The organism is Salimicrobium salexigens (assembly GCF_900156705.1).
Taxonomy (GTDB): domain Bacteria; phylum Bacillota; class Bacilli; order Bacillales; family Halobacillaceae; genus Salimicrobium; species Salimicrobium album.
On sequence record NZ_FTOK01000003.1, the window covers coordinates 85,110 to 104,738 of the forward strand.

19 protein-coding genes are annotated in these 19,629 nt (G+C 46.3%); all 19 read left to right on the forward strand.

The window, feature by feature from the left end:
• The first annotated feature begins 6 nt into the window (after nucleotides 1–6).
• The 19 genes from smc (at nucleotide 7) to topA (ending at nucleotide 19,623) form a co-directional block, all read left to right on the forward strand.
• Nucleotides 7–3,567: a chromosome segregation protein SMC gene (smc, locus tag BW931_RS04595; RefSeq protein ID WP_076570362.1), complete on the forward strand. Its 3,561-nt coding sequence runs from the start codon at nucleotides 7–9 to the stop codon at nucleotides 3,565–3,567.
• A gap of 15 nt (nucleotides 3,568–3,582) precedes the next feature.
• Nucleotides 3,583–4,980 (forward strand): signal recognition particle-docking protein FtsY, encoded by a 1,398-nt coding sequence (gene ftsY, locus BW931_RS04600; protein WP_076570364.1) that lies wholly within the window; start codon nucleotides 3,583–3,585, stop codon nucleotides 4,978–4,980.
• 75 nt (nucleotides 4,981–5,055) lie between these two features.
• Entirely contained in the window at nucleotides 5,056–5,376 is a 321-nt protein-coding gene (locus tag BW931_RS04605; protein ID WP_076570366.1) for a putative DNA-binding protein, read from the forward strand.
• Nucleotides 5,377–5,389: 13 nt separating this feature from the next.
• Nucleotides 5,390–6,730: a signal recognition particle protein gene (ffh, locus tag BW931_RS04610; RefSeq protein WP_076570368.1), complete on the forward strand. Its 1,341-nt coding sequence runs from the start codon at nucleotides 5,390–5,392 to the stop codon at nucleotides 6,728–6,730.
• A gap of 85 nt (nucleotides 6,731–6,815) precedes the next feature.
• Nucleotides 6,816–7,088 carry a 30S ribosomal protein S16 gene (gene rpsP, locus BW931_RS04615; RefSeq protein ID WP_076570370.1) on the forward strand — a complete coding sequence of 91 codons (273 nt, stop codon included), beginning with the start codon at nucleotides 6,816–6,818 and terminating at the stop codon, nucleotides 7,086–7,088.
• A gap of 15 nt (nucleotides 7,089–7,103) precedes the next feature.
• Nucleotides 7,104–7,331 carry a KH domain-containing protein gene (locus BW931_RS04620; protein ID WP_076570372.1) on the forward strand — a complete coding sequence of 76 codons (228 nt, stop codon included), beginning with the start codon at nucleotides 7,104–7,106 and terminating at the stop codon, nucleotides 7,329–7,331.
• A gap of 58 nt (nucleotides 7,332–7,389) precedes the next feature.
• Entirely contained in the window at nucleotides 7,390–7,779 is a 390-nt protein-coding gene (locus BW931_RS04625; protein ID WP_076570647.1) for a YlqD family protein, read from the forward strand.
• A complete protein-coding gene (rimM, locus tag BW931_RS04630; protein WP_076570374.1) occupies nucleotides 7,780–8,298 on the forward strand; it encodes a ribosome maturation factor RimM in 519 nt (172 codons plus the stop codon).
• Entirely contained in the window at nucleotides 8,298–9,023 is a 726-nt protein-coding gene (gene trmD, locus BW931_RS04635; RefSeq protein ID WP_076570376.1) for a tRNA (guanosine(37)-N1)-methyltransferase TrmD, read from the forward strand. Before rimM ends, trmD begins: the two co-directional genes overlap by 1 nt.
• A 129-nt stretch (nucleotides 9,024–9,152) precedes the next feature.
• The gene (rplS, locus tag BW931_RS04640) at nucleotides 9,153–9,497 is read left to right on the forward strand and encodes a 50S ribosomal protein L19 (protein WP_008587934.1); all 345 of its coding nucleotides are present in this window, start codon (nucleotides 9,153–9,155) and stop codon (nucleotides 9,495–9,497) included.
• A 151-nt stretch (nucleotides 9,498–9,648) separates the two neighbouring features.
• The gene (lepB, locus tag BW931_RS04645) at nucleotides 9,649–10,197 is read left to right on the forward strand and encodes a signal peptidase I (RefSeq protein WP_008587932.1); all 549 of its coding nucleotides are present in this window, start codon (nucleotides 9,649–9,651) and stop codon (nucleotides 10,195–10,197) included.
• 13 nt (nucleotides 10,198–10,210) lie between these two features.
• Nucleotides 10,211–11,050 carry a ribosome biogenesis GTPase YlqF gene (gene ylqF / locus BW931_RS04650; protein ID WP_076570377.1) on the forward strand — a complete coding sequence of 280 codons (840 nt, stop codon included), beginning with the start codon at nucleotides 10,211–10,213 and terminating at the stop codon, nucleotides 11,048–11,050.
• A 106-nt stretch (nucleotides 11,051–11,156) separates the two neighbouring features.
• The gene (locus tag BW931_RS04655; RefSeq protein ID WP_076570379.1) at nucleotides 11,157–11,915 is read left to right on the forward strand and encodes a ribonuclease HII; all 759 of its coding nucleotides are present in this window, start codon (nucleotides 11,157–11,159) and stop codon (nucleotides 11,913–11,915) included.
• A gap of 15 nt (nucleotides 11,916–11,930) precedes the next feature.
• The gene (locus BW931_RS04660; RefSeq protein WP_076570381.1) at nucleotides 11,931–13,889 is read left to right on the forward strand and encodes a hypothetical protein; all 1,959 of its coding nucleotides are present in this window, start codon (nucleotides 11,931–11,933) and stop codon (nucleotides 13,887–13,889) included.
• Nucleotides 13,886–14,176 (forward strand): EscU/YscU/HrcU family type III secretion system export apparatus switch protein, encoded by a 291-nt coding sequence (locus BW931_RS04665; protein WP_076570383.1) that lies wholly within the window; start codon nucleotides 13,886–13,888, stop codon nucleotides 14,174–14,176. Before BW931_RS04660 ends, BW931_RS04665 begins: the two co-directional genes overlap by 4 nt.
• Before the next feature lie 241 nt (nucleotides 14,177–14,417).
• Nucleotides 14,418–15,578 (forward strand): ADP-forming succinate--CoA ligase subunit beta, encoded by a 1,161-nt coding sequence (sucC, locus tag BW931_RS04670; RefSeq protein WP_008587924.1) that lies wholly within the window; start codon nucleotides 14,418–14,420, stop codon nucleotides 15,576–15,578.
• Between the two features lie 15 nt (nucleotides 15,579–15,593).
• Nucleotides 15,594–16,496, forward strand: a complete 903-nt coding sequence (gene sucD, locus BW931_RS04675; RefSeq protein ID WP_008587922.1) for a succinate--CoA ligase subunit alpha — start codon at nucleotides 15,594–15,596, stop codon at nucleotides 16,494–16,496.
• 84 nt (nucleotides 16,497–16,580) lie between these two features.
• Nucleotides 16,581–17,441, forward strand: coding sequence for a DNA-processing protein DprA (dprA, locus tag BW931_RS04680; protein WP_008587920.1), 861 nt, complete (start codon nucleotides 16,581–16,583; stop codon nucleotides 17,439–17,441).
• Between the two features lie 97 nt (nucleotides 17,442–17,538).
• On the forward strand, nucleotides 17,539–19,623 hold the full coding sequence (topA, locus tag BW931_RS04685; RefSeq protein WP_076570385.1) for a type I DNA topoisomerase: 2,085 nt from the start codon (nucleotides 17,539–17,541) through the stop codon (nucleotides 19,621–19,623).
• Nucleotides 19,624–19,629 lie beyond the last annotated feature (6 nt).

Consider the following 19,629-nt stretch of genomic DNA (forward strand, 5'->3'; position numbering starts at 1 on the left):
TAATAAATGTTCCTCAAAAACTTGGAAACTGTAGGATTCAAATCCTTCGCTGATAAAATAGATGTACAGTTCGTGCCCGGGGTCACAGCAGTGGTAGGGCCGAACGGAAGTGGAAAGAGTAATATTACGGATGCCATTCGCTGGGTGCTCGGAGAACAGTCGGCACGCTCACTGAGAGGAAGCAAAATGGAAGATGTGATATTCGCCGGCAGCGAGACGAGGCGTTCCCAGGGTTATGCTGAAGTCAGTCTCACCCTTGATAACCGGGATAAAACACTGCCGCTCGAATATGATGAGGTTCAGGTGAGTCGAAAAGTGTACCGTACGGGGGAAAGTGAATTTCTGATAAACAAAGAACCATGCAGACTTAAAGACATTGTGGAGTTGTTTATGGATTCGGGGCTTGGTAAAGAAACGTTTTCCATCATCAGTCAGGGAAAGGTTGAGGAGATTCTGAACTCCAAACCGAAAGATCGCCGTGTTATTTTTGAAGAAGCTGCCGGCGTGTTGAAATATAAACAGCGTAAGCAGAAGGCGGAAGGAAAACTTGAAGAAACGGAAGCCAATCTATACAGAGTGAAAGACATTCTTTCTGAGATCGAAGGAAGAGTCGAACCTTTAAAAAGGCAGGCCTCGATAGCTTCCGACTATCTTGAGAAAAAAGAAGATCTGAAGAAAGAAGAAGTGGCTTTATTAGTAACTCAGATTGAAGACATGGATGAAGAATGGAAGATGTTGGAAGAAACGATTGAAAATCAGCGTCAGCAGGAGCGGAAACTTGCTGAAAAAGTTGCCGGACAGGAACAGAAAATCGCTGAAATCCGCGAGAAATCCTCGTATACGGATAACTCCATTGAAGAGACGCACGGGCAGCTGCTTCAATGTACAAAAGAACTGGAAAGTCTTACCGGGAAGCGCGAACTGTTCCAGGAGAAGAAGAAACATTATGAAGAGAAAAAAGAAGCCCTTGAGCATAATCAGAGTAAATTACGTGAAGAACTGAAAGAGCTTGAGGACCTTTCCCGGGAAGCGGAACAGACCAGGACGGAGAAAAAACAGAAAGTGCAGAACACGAAAGCCGAACTTAAGACGACGGCAAGTGTGCTCTACGAAGAAATCGAAACCATCGATGAAACGATTGAAAGCCTGAAAGCCGATTATATCGATTTGCTTAACGAGCAGGCTGCAAAACGAAATGAGAAACAGCATTTGAACAAACGTCTTCATCAGCTAGATACCGCTCACTCCGATACCAGAACGAAAAAACTTCGGGAAGAACTCGAAGATGTGAAGAATCAGCTTAAGGAGGTTTCTGAGAAACTGCGCCCTCTGGAAGAAGAGGAGCAACGGCTCAAGGACGCCTGTGACGTGAAGTCGAAAGAGTGGACAGAGACGAAGAACTCCTATGAAGAATGGCGTCAGAAGCTTTACCAGGGTTATCAGCATATGGAAAGTTTCAAGTCCCGTAAAAACGCTCTTGAGGAGATGAAAGAATCATTCGCCGGTTATTTTCAGGGCGTGAAAGCCGTGCTGAAAGCGCGTGAAGAAAGAAAGATAAGCGGAATAGAAGCTTCTGTGCTTGAAGCTCTGTCTATACCCGAGGAGTATATGACGGCTATCGAAACGGCTCTCGGCGCTCAGGCTCAGCACGTAATAACCGAAAATGAAAAATCTGCCCGCAATGCTATCGAATGGTTGAAAAAAACCAATCAGGGACGGGCTACTTTTCTGCCGCTCGATGCTGTGAAAGAACGTTTCGTTCCGGAAAGGACGATCGAGAACCTCCGGACTCTCGACGGCTTCATAGGAGTGGCGAGCGCTCTTGTTGAGGCCGAGGAGAAACACCGCGTCATTCCTGACCATCTGCTCGGTCATATAATAATTGCCCGGGATCTTCAGAGCGCAAACGCTATTGCAAAGGCTACCGGAAGAAAATTCAAGGCTGTAACGCTTGAAGGAGACGTAGTGAACCCGGGAGGATCGATGTCCGGAGGGGCGAAATCAGGGAAATCCTCTTCTCTTTTCACTCAGGAACAGGAGCTTAAAGAACTCCGGAAAAAGGTGGCGGATTACGACCGGAAGATGCAAAATGCCGAGAAAAAAGTGAAAAACCTCAAGGAAAGTATGAATGAAAAAGAAAAATCCCTTCGTGAGCTGGAAGAGGAAAATGACTCCATCAAAGAGCAGGCACGCAGATGCCGGGAAAAAGAAAAAGAGCTGCAATTCTCCCTCTCTAATTATGAAGAGCGCCTTTCTTTCCTGGATAAGGAATACTCCCAGCAGAAAGAGGAGCAGGTCAGAACGGAAGAAGACGGAAAAAAAATTGAACTGGAATTAAAAGATCTGGAAGACAAAATCAGCCGTACGAGTGAGGAAGTGGATCGCCTCACTCTCGTGAAAAAGGAGAAGGAAGAGAACAGGGAAACGCTCGTTGCGAAGGAACAGGAGCTGAAAGTTGCTCTTGCCACTCAGAAAGCAGAAGCGGAAAATGCGGAAGATCACTATGCTCAGGTTACTTCAGCATACGAAGAGAAGCAGAATGCTCTCAAAGAAGTCGAGAAGAATCACACGGAGCTCATGGAATTTTTTGATAACAAAGAGACGAAAGAAGAGATAGAAAAGAAGATCACTGTTAAGAAAGAACAGGAGAAAACACTGTCAGACACTCTCAACAACCTGAAAGAAAAGCGTCGTTCCTACCAGGAGGAAATGGAAGAACTCGATACACAGTTGCGGGAGGATCACAGAATCCATTCGAATTATCTGCAGAATCTTCAGGACAAAGAAGTGAAGGCGAATCGTCTTGATGTGGAACTCGAAAATTCACTGCGGTATTTAGAAAAAGAATACGTAATGACGTTTGAGAAAGCGAAAAGCATCTATCATCGCGTAGACAACACAGATGAAGCTGTTACGAGAGTAAAACTTATCAAACGCGGGATCGATGAACTCGGAAATGTGAATCTTTCGGCTATTGATGAATATGAGGAAGTGAAAGAACGTTTTGATTTCCTCAAAGACCAGGAAGAGGATCTCATATCCGCTAAAGAAACCTTACGTAACGTAATGAACGAAATGGATGACGAAATGAAACGCAAGTTCGAAGAGACATTTGTACAGATACGGGGAGAGTTCAACGGAGTGTTCAACCAGCTCTTCGGCGGAGGGAAAGCCGATCTGAAACTTACCGACCCTGATGATATGCTGGAGACCGGGGTGGAGATCATCGCCCAGCCTCCGGGTAAGAAACTTCAGAATATGAGCCTTCTCTCCGGGGGAGAACGTGCATTAACGGCCATTACCCTGCTTTTTTCCATTTTGAAAATTCGCCCCGTTCCGTTTTGTGTACTCGACGAAGTGGAAGCGGCTCTGGATGAAGCCAATGTGGACCGATTTGCAAGATTCCTTACGGAGTTCAGTACCGATACACAGTTTATCGTAATTACCCACCGCAAAGGCACGATGGAACATGCTGATGTTCTTTACGGAGTCACGATGCAGGAGTCCGGCGTCTCGAGCGTAGTTTCGGTCAGGCTGGAGGAATCGGAATCACTACTAGAAGTGTAAAGAGAGGAAGATTATATGGGATTTTTTAAGAAATTGAAGGAAAAGTTCACACCTATTGAAGTGGAAGAACCTGTAGATCATGACGATAAGGTCGCCGATACGGGGGAGAGTGAAGGAGATCATCAGGAAGCTGAACGGTCGGAAGCTGTGCCGGAAGAAAAGACCGGGGAAGAAGAACGGGCGAAAGAAGCCGGAGAAGTAAGTGAGGAGCCTGCTGAAGAGCCGGCAGAAACGGAAGAAGAGCAGACGGACCCGGTTACTGAAAACCGGGAACCGGAAGAGACGGAAGAACCGGATCAGGCAGAGCTGGAGCCACCGGAAGTTACGGAACCCGAGCAGGAACTCGAAGCCCCTGAATCTGAAACCGGGGAAGCCCTGCCTCTGCTGGAGCCGGAAGAAACGGAAACTTCAGAGCCTGAGGAGGGACTCACGGAAGAACAGAAGCGGGTCTCCCTTGCAGAAAAATTCAAAATGGGGCTCACCAAAACCCGTAATTCATTTTCGACGAGAATCAACGAACTCGTAGCAAAATATCGGGAAGTCGACGAAGACTTTTTCGAGGAGCTTGAAGAAGTACTGATCTCAGCCGATGTCGGGGTCCATGCCGTTATGGATCTGATTGAGGAACTTGAAGCGGAAGTGAAGCGCCGCAATATAAAAGATACGAAGGAAGTGCGGGAAGTAATCTCAGAGAAACTCGTGGAGCTTTATTACGGGGATGAAGACGAAGAAGAAGTGGAAGGTCTGAAGGAAGTGGAAGACGGGCTGACTGTCTATCTCTTCGTCGGAGTGAACGGCGTCGGAAAAACGACGTCTATTGGTAAACTGGCTCATCAGTTGAAACAGGATGGCAAAAAAGTGATGCTGGCCGCTGCAGATACATTTCGGGCCGGTGCTATCGAACAGCTTGATGCCTGGGGAAGCAGAGTCGGTGTAGATGTTGTGAAACATAGTGCGGGAAGCGACCCGGCGGCAGTAGTATATGATGGCATCAAAGCCGCTAAGTCGAGGAAGGCGGACGTCCTCATATGTGATACTGCCGGCAGACTTCAAAATAAAGTCAATCTGATGAATGAACTCTCTAAAGTGAAAAAAGTGATAACGAGAGAAATACCTGAAGCACCTCATGAAGTTCTGTTGACTCTGGATGCCACTACCGGCCAGAACGCGATGAGCCAGGCTAAAACGTTTGCTGAAGCTACGGATGTTACCGGGATTGTTCTGACGAAATTGGACGGAACTGCCAAAGGCGGTATCATTCTTGCCATACGAAAAGAGCTGGAGATTCCCGTGAAGCTGGTGGGGCTCGGGGAAAGTGTCGATGATCTGGAACCATTCGATGCTCACGCCTTCGTCTACGGACTGTTTGCGGACATGATTGATGAATATGAGGAGCCGGAAGAAAAGGAATAATCCTTGACAGTACAGAAATATCTCCGTTAGTATTGAATTTTGTAAAGGCATTTCACTTAACAAGGAGTTTTAAGGATGCTAGAGAAAACTACGAGAGTTAATTTTTTATTTGATTTTTACCAGTCTCTTTTAACTCCGAAACAGAGGAATTATATGGAGCTCTATTTTCTGGAAGATTATTCCCTCGGTGAAATATCGGAGACATTCGATGTATCCCGGCAGGCTGTCTATGACAACATCCGGCGTACAGAAATGATGCTTGAAGAATACGAAAAAAAATTACTTTTATACGATAAATTCAGTAAGCGGCAGAAGCTGCTGGAAATGATGTCACAATCGCTTGAAGAGAGCGACCCGTTCAGGTCATATATTGATGAGTTGCGGGAACTAGAATAAGGGGGTCTTGGAGATGGCTTTTGAAGGGCTTTCGGACCGTTTACAGGGAACGATTCAGAAGATCAAAGGTAAAGGGAAAGTCAACGAACAGGACGTAAAGGAAATGACGAGAGAAGTCCGTCTGGCATTGCTTGAGGCAGACGTAAACTTCAAAGTCGTCAAGGATTTCATAAAAAAAATCCGTGAACGGGCGGTCGGCCAGGAAGTAATGGAGAGTCTGACACCAGGTCAGCAGGTAATTAAGATTGTCAAAGAGGAACTGTCTGAATTGATGGGCGGGGATGAAAGCAGGATAGCCGTAGCTAAAAAGCCTCCTACCGTCATCATGATGGTAGGTCTTCAGGGTGCCGGTAAAACGACTACAGCCGGTAAACTTGCAAATCTTTTAAGAAAGAGCTACAACCGTAAACCGATGCTGGCTGCAGCCGATGTGTACCGTCCGGCAGCAATCGATCAGCTGGAGACGATCGGGAAGCAACTTGATTTCCCGGTTTATTCCGAAGGAACGGATGCAGATCCGGTTGATATAGCCAGACAGGCAGTGGAAGAAGCGAAGGAACAGAACCATGACTATCTCATCATAGATACGGCCGGACGTCTTCACATCGACGGCGAATTGATGGGAGAACTTGGTCGCGTGAAAGAAGCAGTCAACCCGGATGAGATTTTTCTCGTTGTGGACGCCATGACGGGACAGGATGCAGTAAACGTTGCCGAGAGTTTCGATGAACAGCTGGATATCTCCGGTGTGCTCCTCACGAAACTTGACGGAGACACCAGGGGTGGTGCTGCGTTATCCATCAAAGCCGTAACCGGTAAACCTATTAAGTTCGTCGGTATGGGGGAAAAACTCGATGCACTTGAAGTATTCCACCCCGAACGTATGGCTTCCCGTATCCTCGGTATGGGAGATATGCTTTCCCTTATCGAAAAGGCCGAAACTCAGGTGGATGAAAAGCAGGCGAAAGAACTTGAAGCCAAGATGAGGAGTGCTTCTTTTACGTTCGATGATTTTCTTGAACAGATGGCCCAGGTGAAAAATATGGGGCCGCTCGATGAAATCATCGAAATGATACCGGGGGCCAGTAAAATGAAAGGCCTGAAAAACGCATCCTTCGATGACAAGCAGATCGTACACGTAGAAGCGATTATCCAGTCAATGACGAAGAAGGAGCGAAATGACCCTTCCGTAATGAATGCGAGCCGTAAAAAGCGTATTGCGAAAGGGTCCGGGACTTCCGTATCAGAAGTGAACAGGCTCTTAAAACAGTTCAATGAAATGAAAAAAATGATGAAACAGTTCAGTAACCAGAAAGGCAAGAAAGGAAAGGGAATGAATTTTCCTTTTATGTAATGGAAAAATACTTTACACAGTTTATAACTTCTGCTACAATTTCTATCTGTATGAGTCATTAAATTAATTCGGAGGTGCAACAAATATGGCAGTAAAAATTCGTTTGAAACGTATGGGTGCAAAACGTAACCCTTTCTATCGTGTAGTAGTAGCTGACGCCCGTGCTCCACGTGACGGTCGTATCATTGAGCAGATCGGAACATACAACCCTGTAGCTAACCCGATTGCAGTCGACATCGACGCGGAGAAAGCTATGCAGTGGATGAGTGACGGTGCTCAGCCTAGCGACACGGTTCGTAACCTTTTCTCCAAAGAAGGTATTATGAAACAGTTCCACGAGAAGAAAAACAAAAAGTAAAAGTAGTGTGATTACATGAAAGAATTACTTGAAACGATGATCACCCCACTCATTGAATATCCTGAATATCTGAACATTGATGTGAAAGAAGAGCCGGACAAGGCAGTCTATCACGTTATAGTACATCAGGATGACGTGGGGCGTGTAATCGGTAAAAACGGACGTGTAGCAAAATCGATCCGTACAGTCGTATATGCGGCTAATAGAGACAAAACCAGGAAGGTTTATGTTGATATTATGTAAGAAGAGGGAGAGGGACATAGGCCTTTCCCTCTTTTTGCATCCGAAAAGAGGTGCTTCCTTGAAAATCATTAAGAAAGTTCCGGTTAAAGTGGTTCTTACGGAGAAAGAAAGAGAAGCCCAGATAAAAAAATGGGAGACAAGAGAAAGTGATTTGGAAAGAGAAGTCGAACAGTTCCATTTTGAGCGGAAGAAAATGGAAAAGAAGCATGGATCCCTTCCTTCCAACATCGATGACCGCCTCAATAAAGAGATAAGAAAGAGAAAAGCCGAAATAGAAGGTATTCACTATCACATGGAACAGATGCAGCTTCTGCCCGAATTCTACGAGCTGACGATTGATGAGGTCGAGAGCGTAGTGGAGGTCTTAGAAGGAATGAAGTGGCAGACGGTGAAGGAGAGGGAAATTGTAATCGAAGACGGACATGTAAAGCGAGTGAGGGATGAATAAATGGAGACAGAGTATCTTAATGTAGGGCGGATTATTAATACACACGGAATTAAAGGGGAAGTGAAAATAAAAAGAATCACGGATTTTGAGGAACGTTTCCGGGAAGGAAACATTCTTTACTGGTCCCCAGGAGGAACCGGAGAGGTGACCAGATTGATAGTGGAAGCCCACCGTATTCACAAGGGATTCGACCTGCTGAAGTTCCAGGGCTACCCTACTATCAATGAAGTGGAGCCGTTAAAAAACGGTATACTGATGATTCATAAAGAAGATACGACCCCTCTCGGAGCGGAGGAATACTATTTTCATGAAATCATCGGCTGTCACGTATACACGACCGCAGGGTATTATGTCGGGGAAGTGAAAGAGATTATAACCCCGGGGGCCAATGACGTATGGGTGATCGACAGGAAAGAAGAAGGAGATGCACTCATCCCTTATATCGAAGAGGTAGTGGTACAGGTGGACGTGTCGAAAAAAACGATCATAATTGAACCGATGGAAGGGCTGTTGGACTGATGCATATCGATATTCTCACCCTTTTTCCGGAAATGTTCGAAGGTGTACTGAACTCTTCCATACTGAAAAGAGCTCAGGATAGCGGGGCATTCACACACAGATTCATTAATTTCCGTGATTATTCAACGAACAAACACAACAAGGTGGATGATTATCCTTATGGAGGAGGGGCAGGGCTTGTCCTCACCCCTCAGCCGATGTTTGATGCTATGGAGTCGATTAACTCTGAAAAAAAAGCCAGAGTGATACTCATGTGTCCACAGGGAGAACCGTTCACTCAGGCTAAGGCGGAAGAACTTTCCGAAGAAGAGCATCTCGTTTTTTTGTGTGGGCATTACGAAGGTTATGATGAGCGGATAAGAGAGCATCTCGTGACAGATGAAATTTCAATCGGAGATTACGTGCTGACCGGAGGAGAGTTGCCGGCTATGGTAACGATGGATGCAGTCATAAGACTGGTGCCCGGAGTTCTCGGGAACGAGGAATCGGCCCCCAAAGATTCTTTTTCGGATGGGCTGCTGGAGCATCCTCATTACACGAGACCCCAGGATTTCCGGGGGATGGAAGTGCCGGAGGTCCTCACCTCGGGTAATCACGCAAAAATCGAGGAGTGGCGCCACAAAGAGTCTCTGAAACGGACGGCCCTGAGACGTCCTGATCTTCTTGAAAAGATCGAGCTGTCCAAAGGCGATAAAAAGCAGATAGACAAATGGAAAAATAGTTAATAAACCCTTGTACCTCAAGAGGAATTATGCTATATTAAACGTTGTGTTTAAACATTCGGTTTAAGCAAAGAAACGATGTTCCGCTCACTCATAGAGGGAAGAGCATTAGTTAAAAGGAGAGTGAAAACAATGCAGGAACTACTTCATGAAATCACTAAAGATCAGCTTCGTACCGATCATCCGACTTTCCGTGCAGGAGATACTCTTAAAGTACACGTGAAAGTTGTTGAGGGGACTCGTGAGCGTATCCAGGTATTCGAAGGGGTCGTCATTAAACGTCAAAACGGAGGAATCAGTGAAACATTCACTGTACGTAAAGTTTCCTACGGTGTAGGCGTGGAACGTACCTTCCCGCTTCATAGCCCTAGAGTCGCAAAAATCGAACGTACCCGTCGTGGTAAAGTACGTCAGGCTAAGCTTTATTATCTACGTAATCTACGCGGGAAAGCAGCGCGTATTAAAGAAATCATCTAATAGGGAAAAGGAGCTTGCACCGTCAAGCTCCTTTTTTCTAACTGGACAGAAACCATTCGATTACCCCTACCTGTGAACTTGGAAGAATTCCCGGCTGGATACCTGCCAGGACTTTGCCATGCATTATAGATTTTTGAAGAAGGTGTCTGAAATGAAAAAACAGATTATTGATTGGGTAAAAGCTTTAACGGTCGCAGCTTTACTTGCTATTTTTGTGCGCTTCTTTCTGTTTACTCCGGTAATTGTGGAAGGACCTTCCATGCTTCCTAATTTACATAATGGGGATCATCTGATAGTGAGCAAACTGAACTATACCATCGGCTCACCGCATCGTTTTGATATTATAGTTTTCCATGCCACCGAAGAACGTGATTATATTAAAAGGGTTATCGGGCTCCCGGGAGAACACGTAGCGGTAGAAGATGATCAGCTTCTGATAGACGGGGAACCGGTTAAAGAACCGTTTCTTGAAAACGAGGTGGCGTCCATGGGGGACAACATGAACTATACAAGGGACTTCACACTGGAGCAGCTCGAAGGGAATTTTGAAGAAGTGCCGGAAGATTCCGTACTCGTTCTCGGAGACAACAGGCAAAACTCTACGGACAGCCGTGCATTCGGCATGCTCTCCCTGGACAAAGTCGTAGGAGAAGCGGTCATTTCTTACTGGCCTCCCGGGCGTATTCAGTGGCTGGACTAAAGGAGGCAGACAAATGAGTATACAGTGGTATCCGGGTCACATGGCCAAAGCCAGACGTGAAGTGAAGGAGAACCTCAAACTTGTGGATTTCGTCATCGAACTGGTGGATGCAAGAGCCCCTCTTTCATCGCAGAATCCCATGTTGCAGGAAGAAATCCAGGATAAACCGAAACTTGTCGTAATGATGAAGAAGGATCTGGCCGATCCCGGCGTGACGAAGGAATGGATCGACTACTTCGATTCAACGTTTTCCCATGCTGTGGCTGTAGATGTAAATAATCCTAAAAATATACAAAAAATCGCTGAAGCTTCAAGGCAGATAACCGAAGAAAAACTGGAGAAACAAAGGGCCAAAGGGATCAATCCTAGGAATCCCAGGGCGATGATCGTAGGTATACCGAACGTAGGTAAATCTTCCCTCATTAACCGCCTGGCTCATAAGAAAAAAGCGGAAACCGGAGATAAGCCGGGAGTTACTAAAAAACAGCAGTGGATTAAAGTCAAGAACGAGTTTGAACTGCTGGATACCCCGGGTATTCTCTGGCCGAAATTCGAAGAGGAAGTGACCGGCTTCCGTCTAGCCGCCATCGGAACCATCAAAGATCAGATTCTGCCCCAGGATGAAGTAGCCATCTTTATTTTGAATCATTTAAAAGAACGTTACCCGGAACAGCTTGAAGAGAGGTTCGGATTTTCGGACTTCGAAGATGTGGTAGAGGCGTTCGATAAAATTGGAAAGAAAAGAGGAGCACTTGAAGCCGGGGGTGTAGTCGATTATGAAAAAGTGGCTGAAATCATAATTCAGGACCTGAGAAGTAACCGCATAGGCAGAATCAGCTTCGAACGACCGTAACGCGCATGGATTCAGTCCGTGACGCGTTTTTTTATGGGGATCGAAAGAAGGCGTAGTTTATAAAGATACCGGTCATCCGATACAAAAGAAAGGAAGGGATAATGTCATGGAAAAAAAGTCTATTCAGAAGTTAAAAGAAGAAGAACAGACAGGGCTGCTCACCCTTGCAAATCTTCATGAACTGTATGGAGATGAGCGCAAAGGTGTCCAGCAAATCGTGAAACGGATAAGAACAAAGGAAGAGAAAAAGCTTAAGTTAAAAGACAAATGGGACCGGATGAACGGGCTCGAAGAAGATGCGAAGGACCGCGGGCACGCATACGTTGCAGGAATAGATGAAGCGGGCCGCGGACCGATAGCAGGCCCCGTAATGGCTGGAGCTGTGCGTCTGCCGGAATCCTTTGTACTTTATGGACTGGATGACTCGAAAAAATTGTCCGAGAGAGACAAAGATCACTTCTATAATGAAATTATGGCCCGTGCTGATGTGGGTGTCGGAGCGGCCAGTGCCGAAGAAATAGATGAATGGAATATATACAGGGCGACGAAGCTCGCAATGAAACGTGCTGTTTTGAATATGCGGGAAACACCGGATCATCTATTAGTGGACGCAATGGAAGTACCGGTGCCGATCAAACAGGAGTCGTTCGTCAAAGGAGACGAAAGGAGCGTATCGATTGCAGCTGCAAGTGTAATAGCTAAAGTTACGAGAGACCGCTTTATGAAAGAAGTGGATAAAAAGTACCCGGGATATAACTTTCTGAAGAACAAAGGGTACGGAACGAAAGAACATATGGAAGCTATAAAAGAAAAAGGTATTACCCCTTATCACAGAAAAAGCTTTGTTCCTGACGGTATAAAATGAGAGAGGAGAGACGGGATGAGTTCTATCATGGATAATTTGTTCCAATCGATTCAAAAAATACATAAACAGGCCCCGCTCTCCCTGAACAACGGGAAAGTGATTAACGGGAGGGTGATCGACCTTTTACCCGGAAATCGTGCCGTAGTGGACATTGGACGAAAACAGATAAACACCCGTCTGGAAACTTCTCTCACCAAAGGAGGAAGGTATCTTTTTCAGGTGGATGCCCGCACTACCCCCGTCCGATTGAAAGTTGTATCGGAACAGACAGGGGCAGGGAAGGACACCCCTTTGCAAACGTGGATGAATGAGCGGGGGATAAAGACGAACAGGCAAACGATGGCGCTTATAAAAACGCTGTTAAACAAACAGATTCCTTTCACTCCCCAGGAACTGAGACAGGCCGTCACCATTCTTCAAAACGGAAAATCCGGTCCGGCTATGTCAGTCATTGAAGATATGTTTGAAAAACAGCTTCCGATAAGAACCCCGGTTTTTCAAGCTTTAGCTGCAGGGAAACAGCACCAGCTAAGTGAACTCTTCCGTGCCCTTGGAGAAGGAGGTGCACCTTTTTCACCCGGGTCCCGGGCATCCCTGCTGGTAAATTCCATAATGCCTCCCGCTGCAGACGCCAGTTTCGAGAAAGCCGCACAGGTGAAACTGCTTCAGGAAGTTCAAAGCAACAGCCGGCAATCGTTCCAGCTTTTTAAACAGGCCGGAATCCTTCCGGAAACTGAAACATACGCTCAGTTTAAAAAGAAGGTGCTGCTTTCCGTAATGGGAGGGCCTGACGGAAAAAGTACGATAGCCTCAGGGACGGGGAAACAGATTTCCCCCCATATCGTCAGCGACATGAACAGACTCCTTCCCATTTCAGGAAAAAATTCTTTATCAGCCGTCCATGCTTCCGGGAATCATGAAGTGGTTTCAGGGAAGAATGCCGGTAAAATTCAGGAGCTGTTCAACGGCCAGCTTCACGTTTCTTCGAAGCAATTCCAGCAGATGAAGGGGTGGAAAGAACAGCTTAATAAAATAGTCCATTCGGAAGAACCTCCGTCCCGGGCTCTGCTGGAAGCTTTCGTCACCAATCACCGGAAACTTGAAACAGCGGGGGTTTTCCAAAAGGTGACAGGAAAGCTTTCAGGAGAGGAAGAGTCATCTTTCCGAAGGATAATCCAACAAATTCCACGTGAGGTGGCTAATTTGCTGGAGAAGCGCCCCGGCAGCGTTTCTGAGCAGTGCCGGTCTTCAGTGATGAATGAAGCCATCAGGACAGTAGAGCGTTCTGTAAGCAGACAGGTGCCCCCCCATTTCGCGAAACTGTTGAGCGAATGGACTATCTTATCCCAAAAGGAGCTACCTTTACCTCTTCAGGAAAGGATTCTCCTTCAGATGAAAGCTTTTCAGCAACTGAGCGGAATGGACGATGAAGCAACTCTGAACCAGAGCCGGAACACATCGGACATCTCCCTTAAATCGAGCCTGGTCCGGTTGATAACGGAAAGCGGAGGGCAGCGTGCGGAGACAGCGAGAAATTTATTGCAGATGTTCAATTCCATGCAGCTCACCTCTTTACAGGACAGTGCACTCTCCCTTCAGCTTACCCTGCAATTCCCGGGTCAACTTTTGGGTGCCCGCGAAGATGCACACGTGCTTCTGGAAAGTGAAAAAACAGAAACAGGGGCGATCAGCCCTGATAATTGTCACATTCTTTTCTATCTCGACCTTCAGTCCTTGAATGAGACCGTAATAGACATGCAGGTACAAAATCGGAAAGTATATGTTACCGTTTACAACGGCGAAGAAGCGCTTCCCCGGATTGCCGAAGAGCTGAAGAACGACCTTAAGGAAGGAATGGATAAAGCCGGATACTCACTCGGTGATCTGCAGATAAAGCAGGATCGTGGCCAGAACGACGCGGCAGAGTCGAATTCCTTTCATAAGAAGGAAAAGGGAGTGGATTTTCGTATATGAGAGAAAATAAAATTAAAAAAGAAGCGCTGGCGCTCCGCTATGATTCAGAAGAGAGTGGAGCTCCCCGCGTCACCGCAAAAGGGCAGGGGTATATTGCCGAGAGGATTCTGGAAAATGCGCAGGAGGCAGGGGTGCCGGTGCAGGAAGACCCTACGTTGCTCAGCCTTTTGTCCGAAATAAATATCAACGAAGAAATACCTGAAGAGTTATATCTGGCAGTTGCGGAAGTATTTGCATTCATTTACCGGTCTGACCGGGAAATGAAAAATAGAAAAGACTCCATGTAGGACAAGTCATTGAGCTTCATGTGTTACAGTAATGGTACTGAACCGCTCTTTTTTCTTATGCGGAAAGTAACTGCGCTTTTTGATTTCATCGTACAAAAACACCGGAAGAGGAGGGATGCGCTTTCTTTCTGCAGAGGCCGGTGGTCTGAATTTTTTTGTCATTGCTTGTATAACGGTGGACAATGGGAGTTAAACTTTTATACAATAAGACATGCAGTAGAAATTGATGGGAGGATGAAACATGAACATTCATGAGTATCAGGGAAAACAGATCATGCGTGATTTCGGCGTAGCCGTACCGAATGGACACGTTGCATATAATGTCGATGAGGCAGTAGAAGCAGCAGAAAAACTCGGTACTGACGTAACCGTCGTCAAAGCGCAGATTCATGCAGGCGGACGCGGAAACGCCGGCGGTGTAAAAATCGCCAAAAGTCTGGATGACGTACGTACATATGCGGAGGAACTGCTGGGGAAAACTCTGGTAACGCATCAGACCGGTTCAGAAGGGAAAGAAGTTAAGCGCTTACTGATCGAAGAAGGCTGCGATATTAAAAATGAATATTACGTAGGTCTTGTGCTTGACAGAAATACGAGCCGGGTCACTATGATGGCCTCTGAAGAAGGTGGAACAGAAATCGAGCAGGTAGCTGAAGAAACACCGGAGAAGATTTTCAAAGAAGTCATCGATCCGGTTGTCGGCCTCACACCTTTTCAGGCACGCCGTCTGGCTTTTAATATCAATATTCCGAAAGAGTCTCTTTCAAAAGCGGTCAAGTTCATGCTTGGGCTGTATGACGTATTTATGAAAAAAGACTGCTCCATTGCGGAAATCAACCCGCTGGTAACGACAGGAGAGGGAGAAGTTCTTGCACTTGATTCCAAATTGAACTTCGATGACAACGCTCTTTTCCGTCAAAAGGATATCGCTGATCTCAGAGACCTAGATGAAGAGGATCCGAAAGAAATCGAAGCTTCCAAATATGATCTGAGCTATATTGCACTTGATGGAAACATCGGTTGTATGGTCAACGGCGCAGGCCTTGCCATGGCAACTATGGACACCATCAAACACTACGGCGGAGAGCCCGCTAACTTCCTTGACGTAGGGGGAGGGGCCAGCAAAGAAAAAGTTACCGGAGCTTTCAAACTGATTCTTTCCGACGAAAACGTTAATGGAATCTTCGTGAACATTTTCGGAGGAATCATGAAGTGTGACGTAATTGCAGAAGGAATTGTAGCAGCATCCAAAGAAATCGGCCTCGAATTGCCTCTCGTTGTCCGTCTTGAAGGTACGAACGTAAAAGAAGGTAAGAGGATTCTCGACGAGTCCGGATTGAATATTACAGCAGCAGACTCCATGGCTGACGGTGCACAAAAAATCGTAGAATTTGTGAAGTAGAAAGGCGGGAATAGGATGAGTGTATATGTTGATAAGAATACAAAAGTAATTGTCCAGGGGATCACCGGTTCCACAGCATTGTTCCACGCTAAACAGATGCTTGAATACGGGACACAGATTGTGGGCGGAGTAACTCCTGGAAAAGGTGGTACGGAAGTTGAAGGTATTTCGGTATATAATACTGTTGAGGAAGCTGTAAAAGCTACAGGAGCGAACGCTTCTGTCATTTATGTTCCGGCTCCTTTCGCAGCTGATGCAATTATGGAGGCGACGGACGCTGAACTGGATCTGGCCATCTGTATCACAGAGCACATTCCGGTACTGGATATGGTCAAGGTTAAACGGTACATGGAAGGTAAGAAGACACGTCTCGTAGGTCCGAACTGCCCGGGTGTCATTACTCCGGATGAATGTAAAATCGGTATCATGCCCGGTTATATCCACAAAAAAGGCCACGTCGGCGTTGTTTCCCGTTCCGGTACACTGACTTATGAAGCTGTTCATCAACTGTCAGAAGCAGGTCTTGGACAGTCCACAGCTGTAGGAATCGGAGGAGACCCGGTTAACGGTACGGACTTTATCGATGTACTAAAAGCATTCGAAGAAGATGAAGATACGGAAGCTGTTATTATGATCGGTGAAATCGGCGGTACGGCAGAAGAAGAAGCTGCAGAATGGGTGAAAGCCAATATGAGCAAACCTGTCGTCGGCTTTATCGGAGGGCGTACGGCACCTCCAGGCAAGAGAATGGGTCACGCAGGAGCCATCATTTCCGGCGGAAAAGGTACAGCAGACGAAAAAATCCGCGTCATGAACGAATGTGGTATTGAAGTTGCTGAAACGCCTTCTGTAATGGGCGAAACTCTTATTAACGTACTGAAATCAAGCGATCTTTACGACAAATGTAAAACACATTAATCATTTTCAGATAGAGAAGGAGGTCCGCCTCCTTCTCTATCTTTATAAAAAACAAAAAACCGAATAGATCGGATGAGGTGTAAAATGGACGATAAATGGAATTTGTTACTGTTGCAAAGTTCTCCGAACGTAACCCGGAATCTGCTAAGAAAAATGATTGCCCGGGACCCTGATCTTACTACATATATTCACCTTCCCCCCGAACGCTGGTATCTACAGCTTAATATTCCTCTGGAACGTGCAAGAAAAATAAGCAGACACGTCTCTCTCCCCCACACCAATAAGTCCCTCGAGAAAGCTCTGAACAGGTACCACGCCATTATCATTTCAGATACCGTTTATCCGGAACAGCTGAAATGTATACCCGATCCGCCGCTTGTACTTTACGCATCCGGAGACACCGCCCTTCTCGGTCATAAACGGAGTATAAGCGTAATCGGTACGAGAAAGCCTTCCTCATACGCTCTGCCGGCTATGAAGAAAGTTCTTCTCCCCCTGATCAAAGAAGACATCTGTTTCGTAAGTGGAATGGCCGCAGGAGTTGATCAATATGCTCACCGGCTTGCTCTCCGGAACGGGGGGAGGACTGTCGCTGTTCTCGGCTCCGGTCTGGACAATGTCTATCCGGTGAACGATCTTGCTCTTTATCAGGAATTGATGAATAAAGAGCTCGTCATAACGGAGTATGCACCTCACGTCACGCCCCGAAAATTTCATTTCCCGGAAAGGAACCGGATCATTTCAGGATTAAGTGAGGCTACTGTAGTAGTGGAAGCCCGGATGAGGAGCGGTACGATGATTACGGTGGATCAGGCTCTCGAGCAGGGAAAAGATGTCTATGCGTTCCCGGGACCGGTAGGCAGCAAAACGAGCGAAGGCTGTCACGCCATCATTGACCAGGGAGCGAAAATAGTCCATACTCATCGGGATATCCTGAACCCTTAAATGGAAGAAAAAAGTTTAACCGGTTTGACAAAGTGATTGTATCTATTCAATAATGAGTAAGATTTAATTTATAAAAACCTCTATGGGAGGCTTGTACATGGCAGACTATCTGGTAATCGTCGAATCACCTGCTAAAGCTAAAACAATTGAAAGGTATCTGGGCAAGAAATATAAAGTGAAAGCATCTCTCGGACACGTCCGTGATCTGCCGAAGAGTCAGATGGGGGTAGATGTGGAAGCGGAAGATTTCAGCCCGAAATATATAACGATACGCGGTAAAGGACCCGTATTGAAAGAACTTAAAACTGCTGCAAAAAAAGCGAAAAAAGTATATCTGGCTGCCGACCCCGACCGTGAAGGAGAGGCGATCGCCTGGCACTTGGCCCACGCTCTTAATATAGACGGGGGAAGTGAGTGCCGGGTTGTGTTTAATGAGATCACGAAAGATGCCGTCAAGGAATCTTTCAAAAATCCGAGGACCATCAACGAAGATCTTGTAAAAGCACAACAGGCGCGTCGTATTCTTGACCGTCTCGTCGGTTACAACATCAGTCCGATTTTATGGAAGAAAGTTAAAAAAGGTCTCAGTGCCGGACGGGTGCAGTCGGTTGCTGTGAAACTGATCATCGATCGGGAAAAAGAAATAAATAATTTCACACCCGAAGAATACTGGTCCATTGAAGGGAACTTCAAAAAAGGTAAAGAATCGTTCGAAGGTTCCTTTTACGGAGTAGATGGCAAAAAACAGAATTTAAATTCCGAAGAAGACGTCACAGCCATTACGAAGCGTCTTCAGGGAGACAAATTCGAAGTACAGAAAGTGAATAAAAGGGAAAGAAGAAAAAATCCGGCCCCCCCGTTCACTACGTCATCACTTCAGCAGGAAGCTGCAAGGAAACTCAATTTCCGGGCGAAGAAAACGATGATGCTTGCCCAGCAGCTCTATGAAGGTGTCGACCTTGGAGGAAAACAGGGGACGGCAGGTCTTATTACGTATATGCGTACCGACTCCACCCGTATTTCCGAAACGGCCAAATCGGAAGCGCTCGATTACATTGTGGAAGAATTCGGGGAGGAGTTCAGCGCATCAGAGAAAAAGAAGGAAAAGAAAAAAGAAGGGGCCCAGGACGCTCACGAAGCTATTCGTCCCACTTCCACGCTGAAAGAACCTTCTTCTCTTAAAAAGATCCTTTCGAGAGATCAGTACCGATTATATAAACTGATCTGGGAACGTTTCGTAGCCAGCCAGATGGCCCCTGCTGTCATGGATACGATGACGGTTCATTTGTATAATGAAGGAGTGGAATTCAGAGCAACGGGATCGGATATTAAATTTAAAGGTTTCATGAAAGTGTACGTAGAGGGAGAAGATGATAGCAGTAAAGATAAGAATAAACAGCTGCCTCACCTCGAGGAAGGGATGACGGTCGAAGCAGAAACTGTCGAACCCAGCCAGCATTTTACACAACCGCCTCCGAGGTATACGGAGGCAAGGCTCGTACGTACGCTTGAGGAACTCGGTATAGGCCGTCCGTCCACTTTTGCTCCTACGCTGGATACGATACAGCGAAGAGGCTACGTGTCTCTCGACAATAAACGGTTTATTCCTACAGAGCTTGGAGAAATAGTGCTGGAGCAGCTGCTCGCATATTTTCCGGAAATCCTCGATGTGGAATTCACGAAGAAGATGGAGGATGATCTGGACAGTATTGAAGACGGGGAGGAAGACTGGATACGCGTTCTCCGGGAGTTCTACAAAGGATTCGAACCCAGACTGACTACTGCTGAGAAAGAAATGGAAGAAATCGAGATAAAAGATGAACCGGCAGGGATCGCCTGTGAAAAATGCGGTCACGAAATGGTCTACAAGATGGGGAGATACGGTCAGTTCCTCGCCTGTTCCAACTTCCCTGACTGCAGAAATACAAAGCCTATTCTGAAGAAAATAGATGTCACTTGCCCTAAGTGTGAAAAGGGAGAGATTGTAGAAAGAAAAAGTAAGAAGAACAGGAAATTTTATGGCTGTGAACGATACCCTGATTGTGATTTCATTTCCTGGGACAAACCGATCAGCAGGCCATGTCCGAAATGTGAGTCCCTTCTCGTAGAGAAAAGACTGAAAAAGGGTAATCAGATACAGTGTACGGAATGTGATTACAAAGAGGAACTTCAGGAAAAATGAGTATGT

Bases quoted from the DNA above. Each gene is read 5' to 3' on its own strand.
- smc (WP_076570362.1), top strand. From the start codon at position 7: ATGTTCCTCAAAAACTTGGAAACTGTAGGATTCAAATCCTTCGCTGAT.
- ftsY (WP_076570364.1), top strand. From the start codon at position 3,583: ATGGGATTTTTTAAGAAATTGAAGGAAAAGTTCACACCTATTGAAGTG.
- BW931_RS04605 (WP_076570366.1), top strand. From the start codon at position 5,056: ATGCTAGAGAAAACTACGAGAGTTAATTTTTTATTTGATTTTTACCAG.
- ffh (WP_076570368.1), top strand. From the start codon at position 5,390: ATGGCTTTTGAAGGGCTTTCGGACCGTTTACAGGGAACGATTCAGAAG.
- rpsP (WP_076570370.1), top strand. From the start codon at position 6,816: ATGGCAGTAAAAATTCGTTTGAAACGTATGGGTGCAAAACGTAACCCT.
- BW931_RS04620 (WP_076570372.1), top strand. From the start codon at position 7,104: ATGAAAGAATTACTTGAAACGATGATCACCCCACTCATTGAATATCCT.
- rimM (WP_076570374.1), top strand. From the start codon at position 7,780: ATGGAGACAGAGTATCTTAATGTAGGGCGGATTATTAATACACACGGA.
- trmD (WP_076570376.1), top strand. From the start codon at position 8,298: ATGCATATCGATATTCTCACCCTTTTTCCGGAAATGTTCGAAGGTGTA.
- rplS (WP_008587934.1), top strand. From the start codon at position 9,153: ATGCAGGAACTACTTCATGAAATCACTAAAGATCAGCTTCGTACCGAT.
- lepB (WP_008587932.1), top strand. From the start codon at position 9,649: ATGAAAAAACAGATTATTGATTGGGTAAAAGCTTTAACGGTCGCAGCT.
- ylqF (WP_076570377.1), top strand. From the start codon at position 10,211: ATGAGTATACAGTGGTATCCGGGTCACATGGCCAAAGCCAGACGTGAA.
- BW931_RS04655 (WP_076570379.1), top strand. From the start codon at position 11,157: ATGGAAAAAAAGTCTATTCAGAAGTTAAAAGAAGAAGAACAGACAGGG.
- BW931_RS04660 (WP_076570381.1), top strand. From the start codon at position 11,931: ATGAGTTCTATCATGGATAATTTGTTCCAATCGATTCAAAAAATACAT.
- BW931_RS04665 (WP_076570383.1), top strand. From the start codon at position 13,886: ATGAGAGAAAATAAAATTAAAAAAGAAGCGCTGGCGCTCCGCTATGAT.
- sucC (WP_008587924.1), top strand. From the start codon at position 14,418: ATGAACATTCATGAGTATCAGGGAAAACAGATCATGCGTGATTTCGGC.
- sucD (WP_008587922.1), top strand. From the start codon at position 15,594: ATGAGTGTATATGTTGATAAGAATACAAAAGTAATTGTCCAGGGGATC.
- dprA (WP_008587920.1), top strand. From the start codon at position 16,581: ATGGACGATAAATGGAATTTGTTACTGTTGCAAAGTTCTCCGAACGTA.
- topA (WP_076570385.1), top strand. From the start codon at position 17,539: ATGGCAGACTATCTGGTAATCGTCGAATCACCTGCTAAAGCTAAAACA.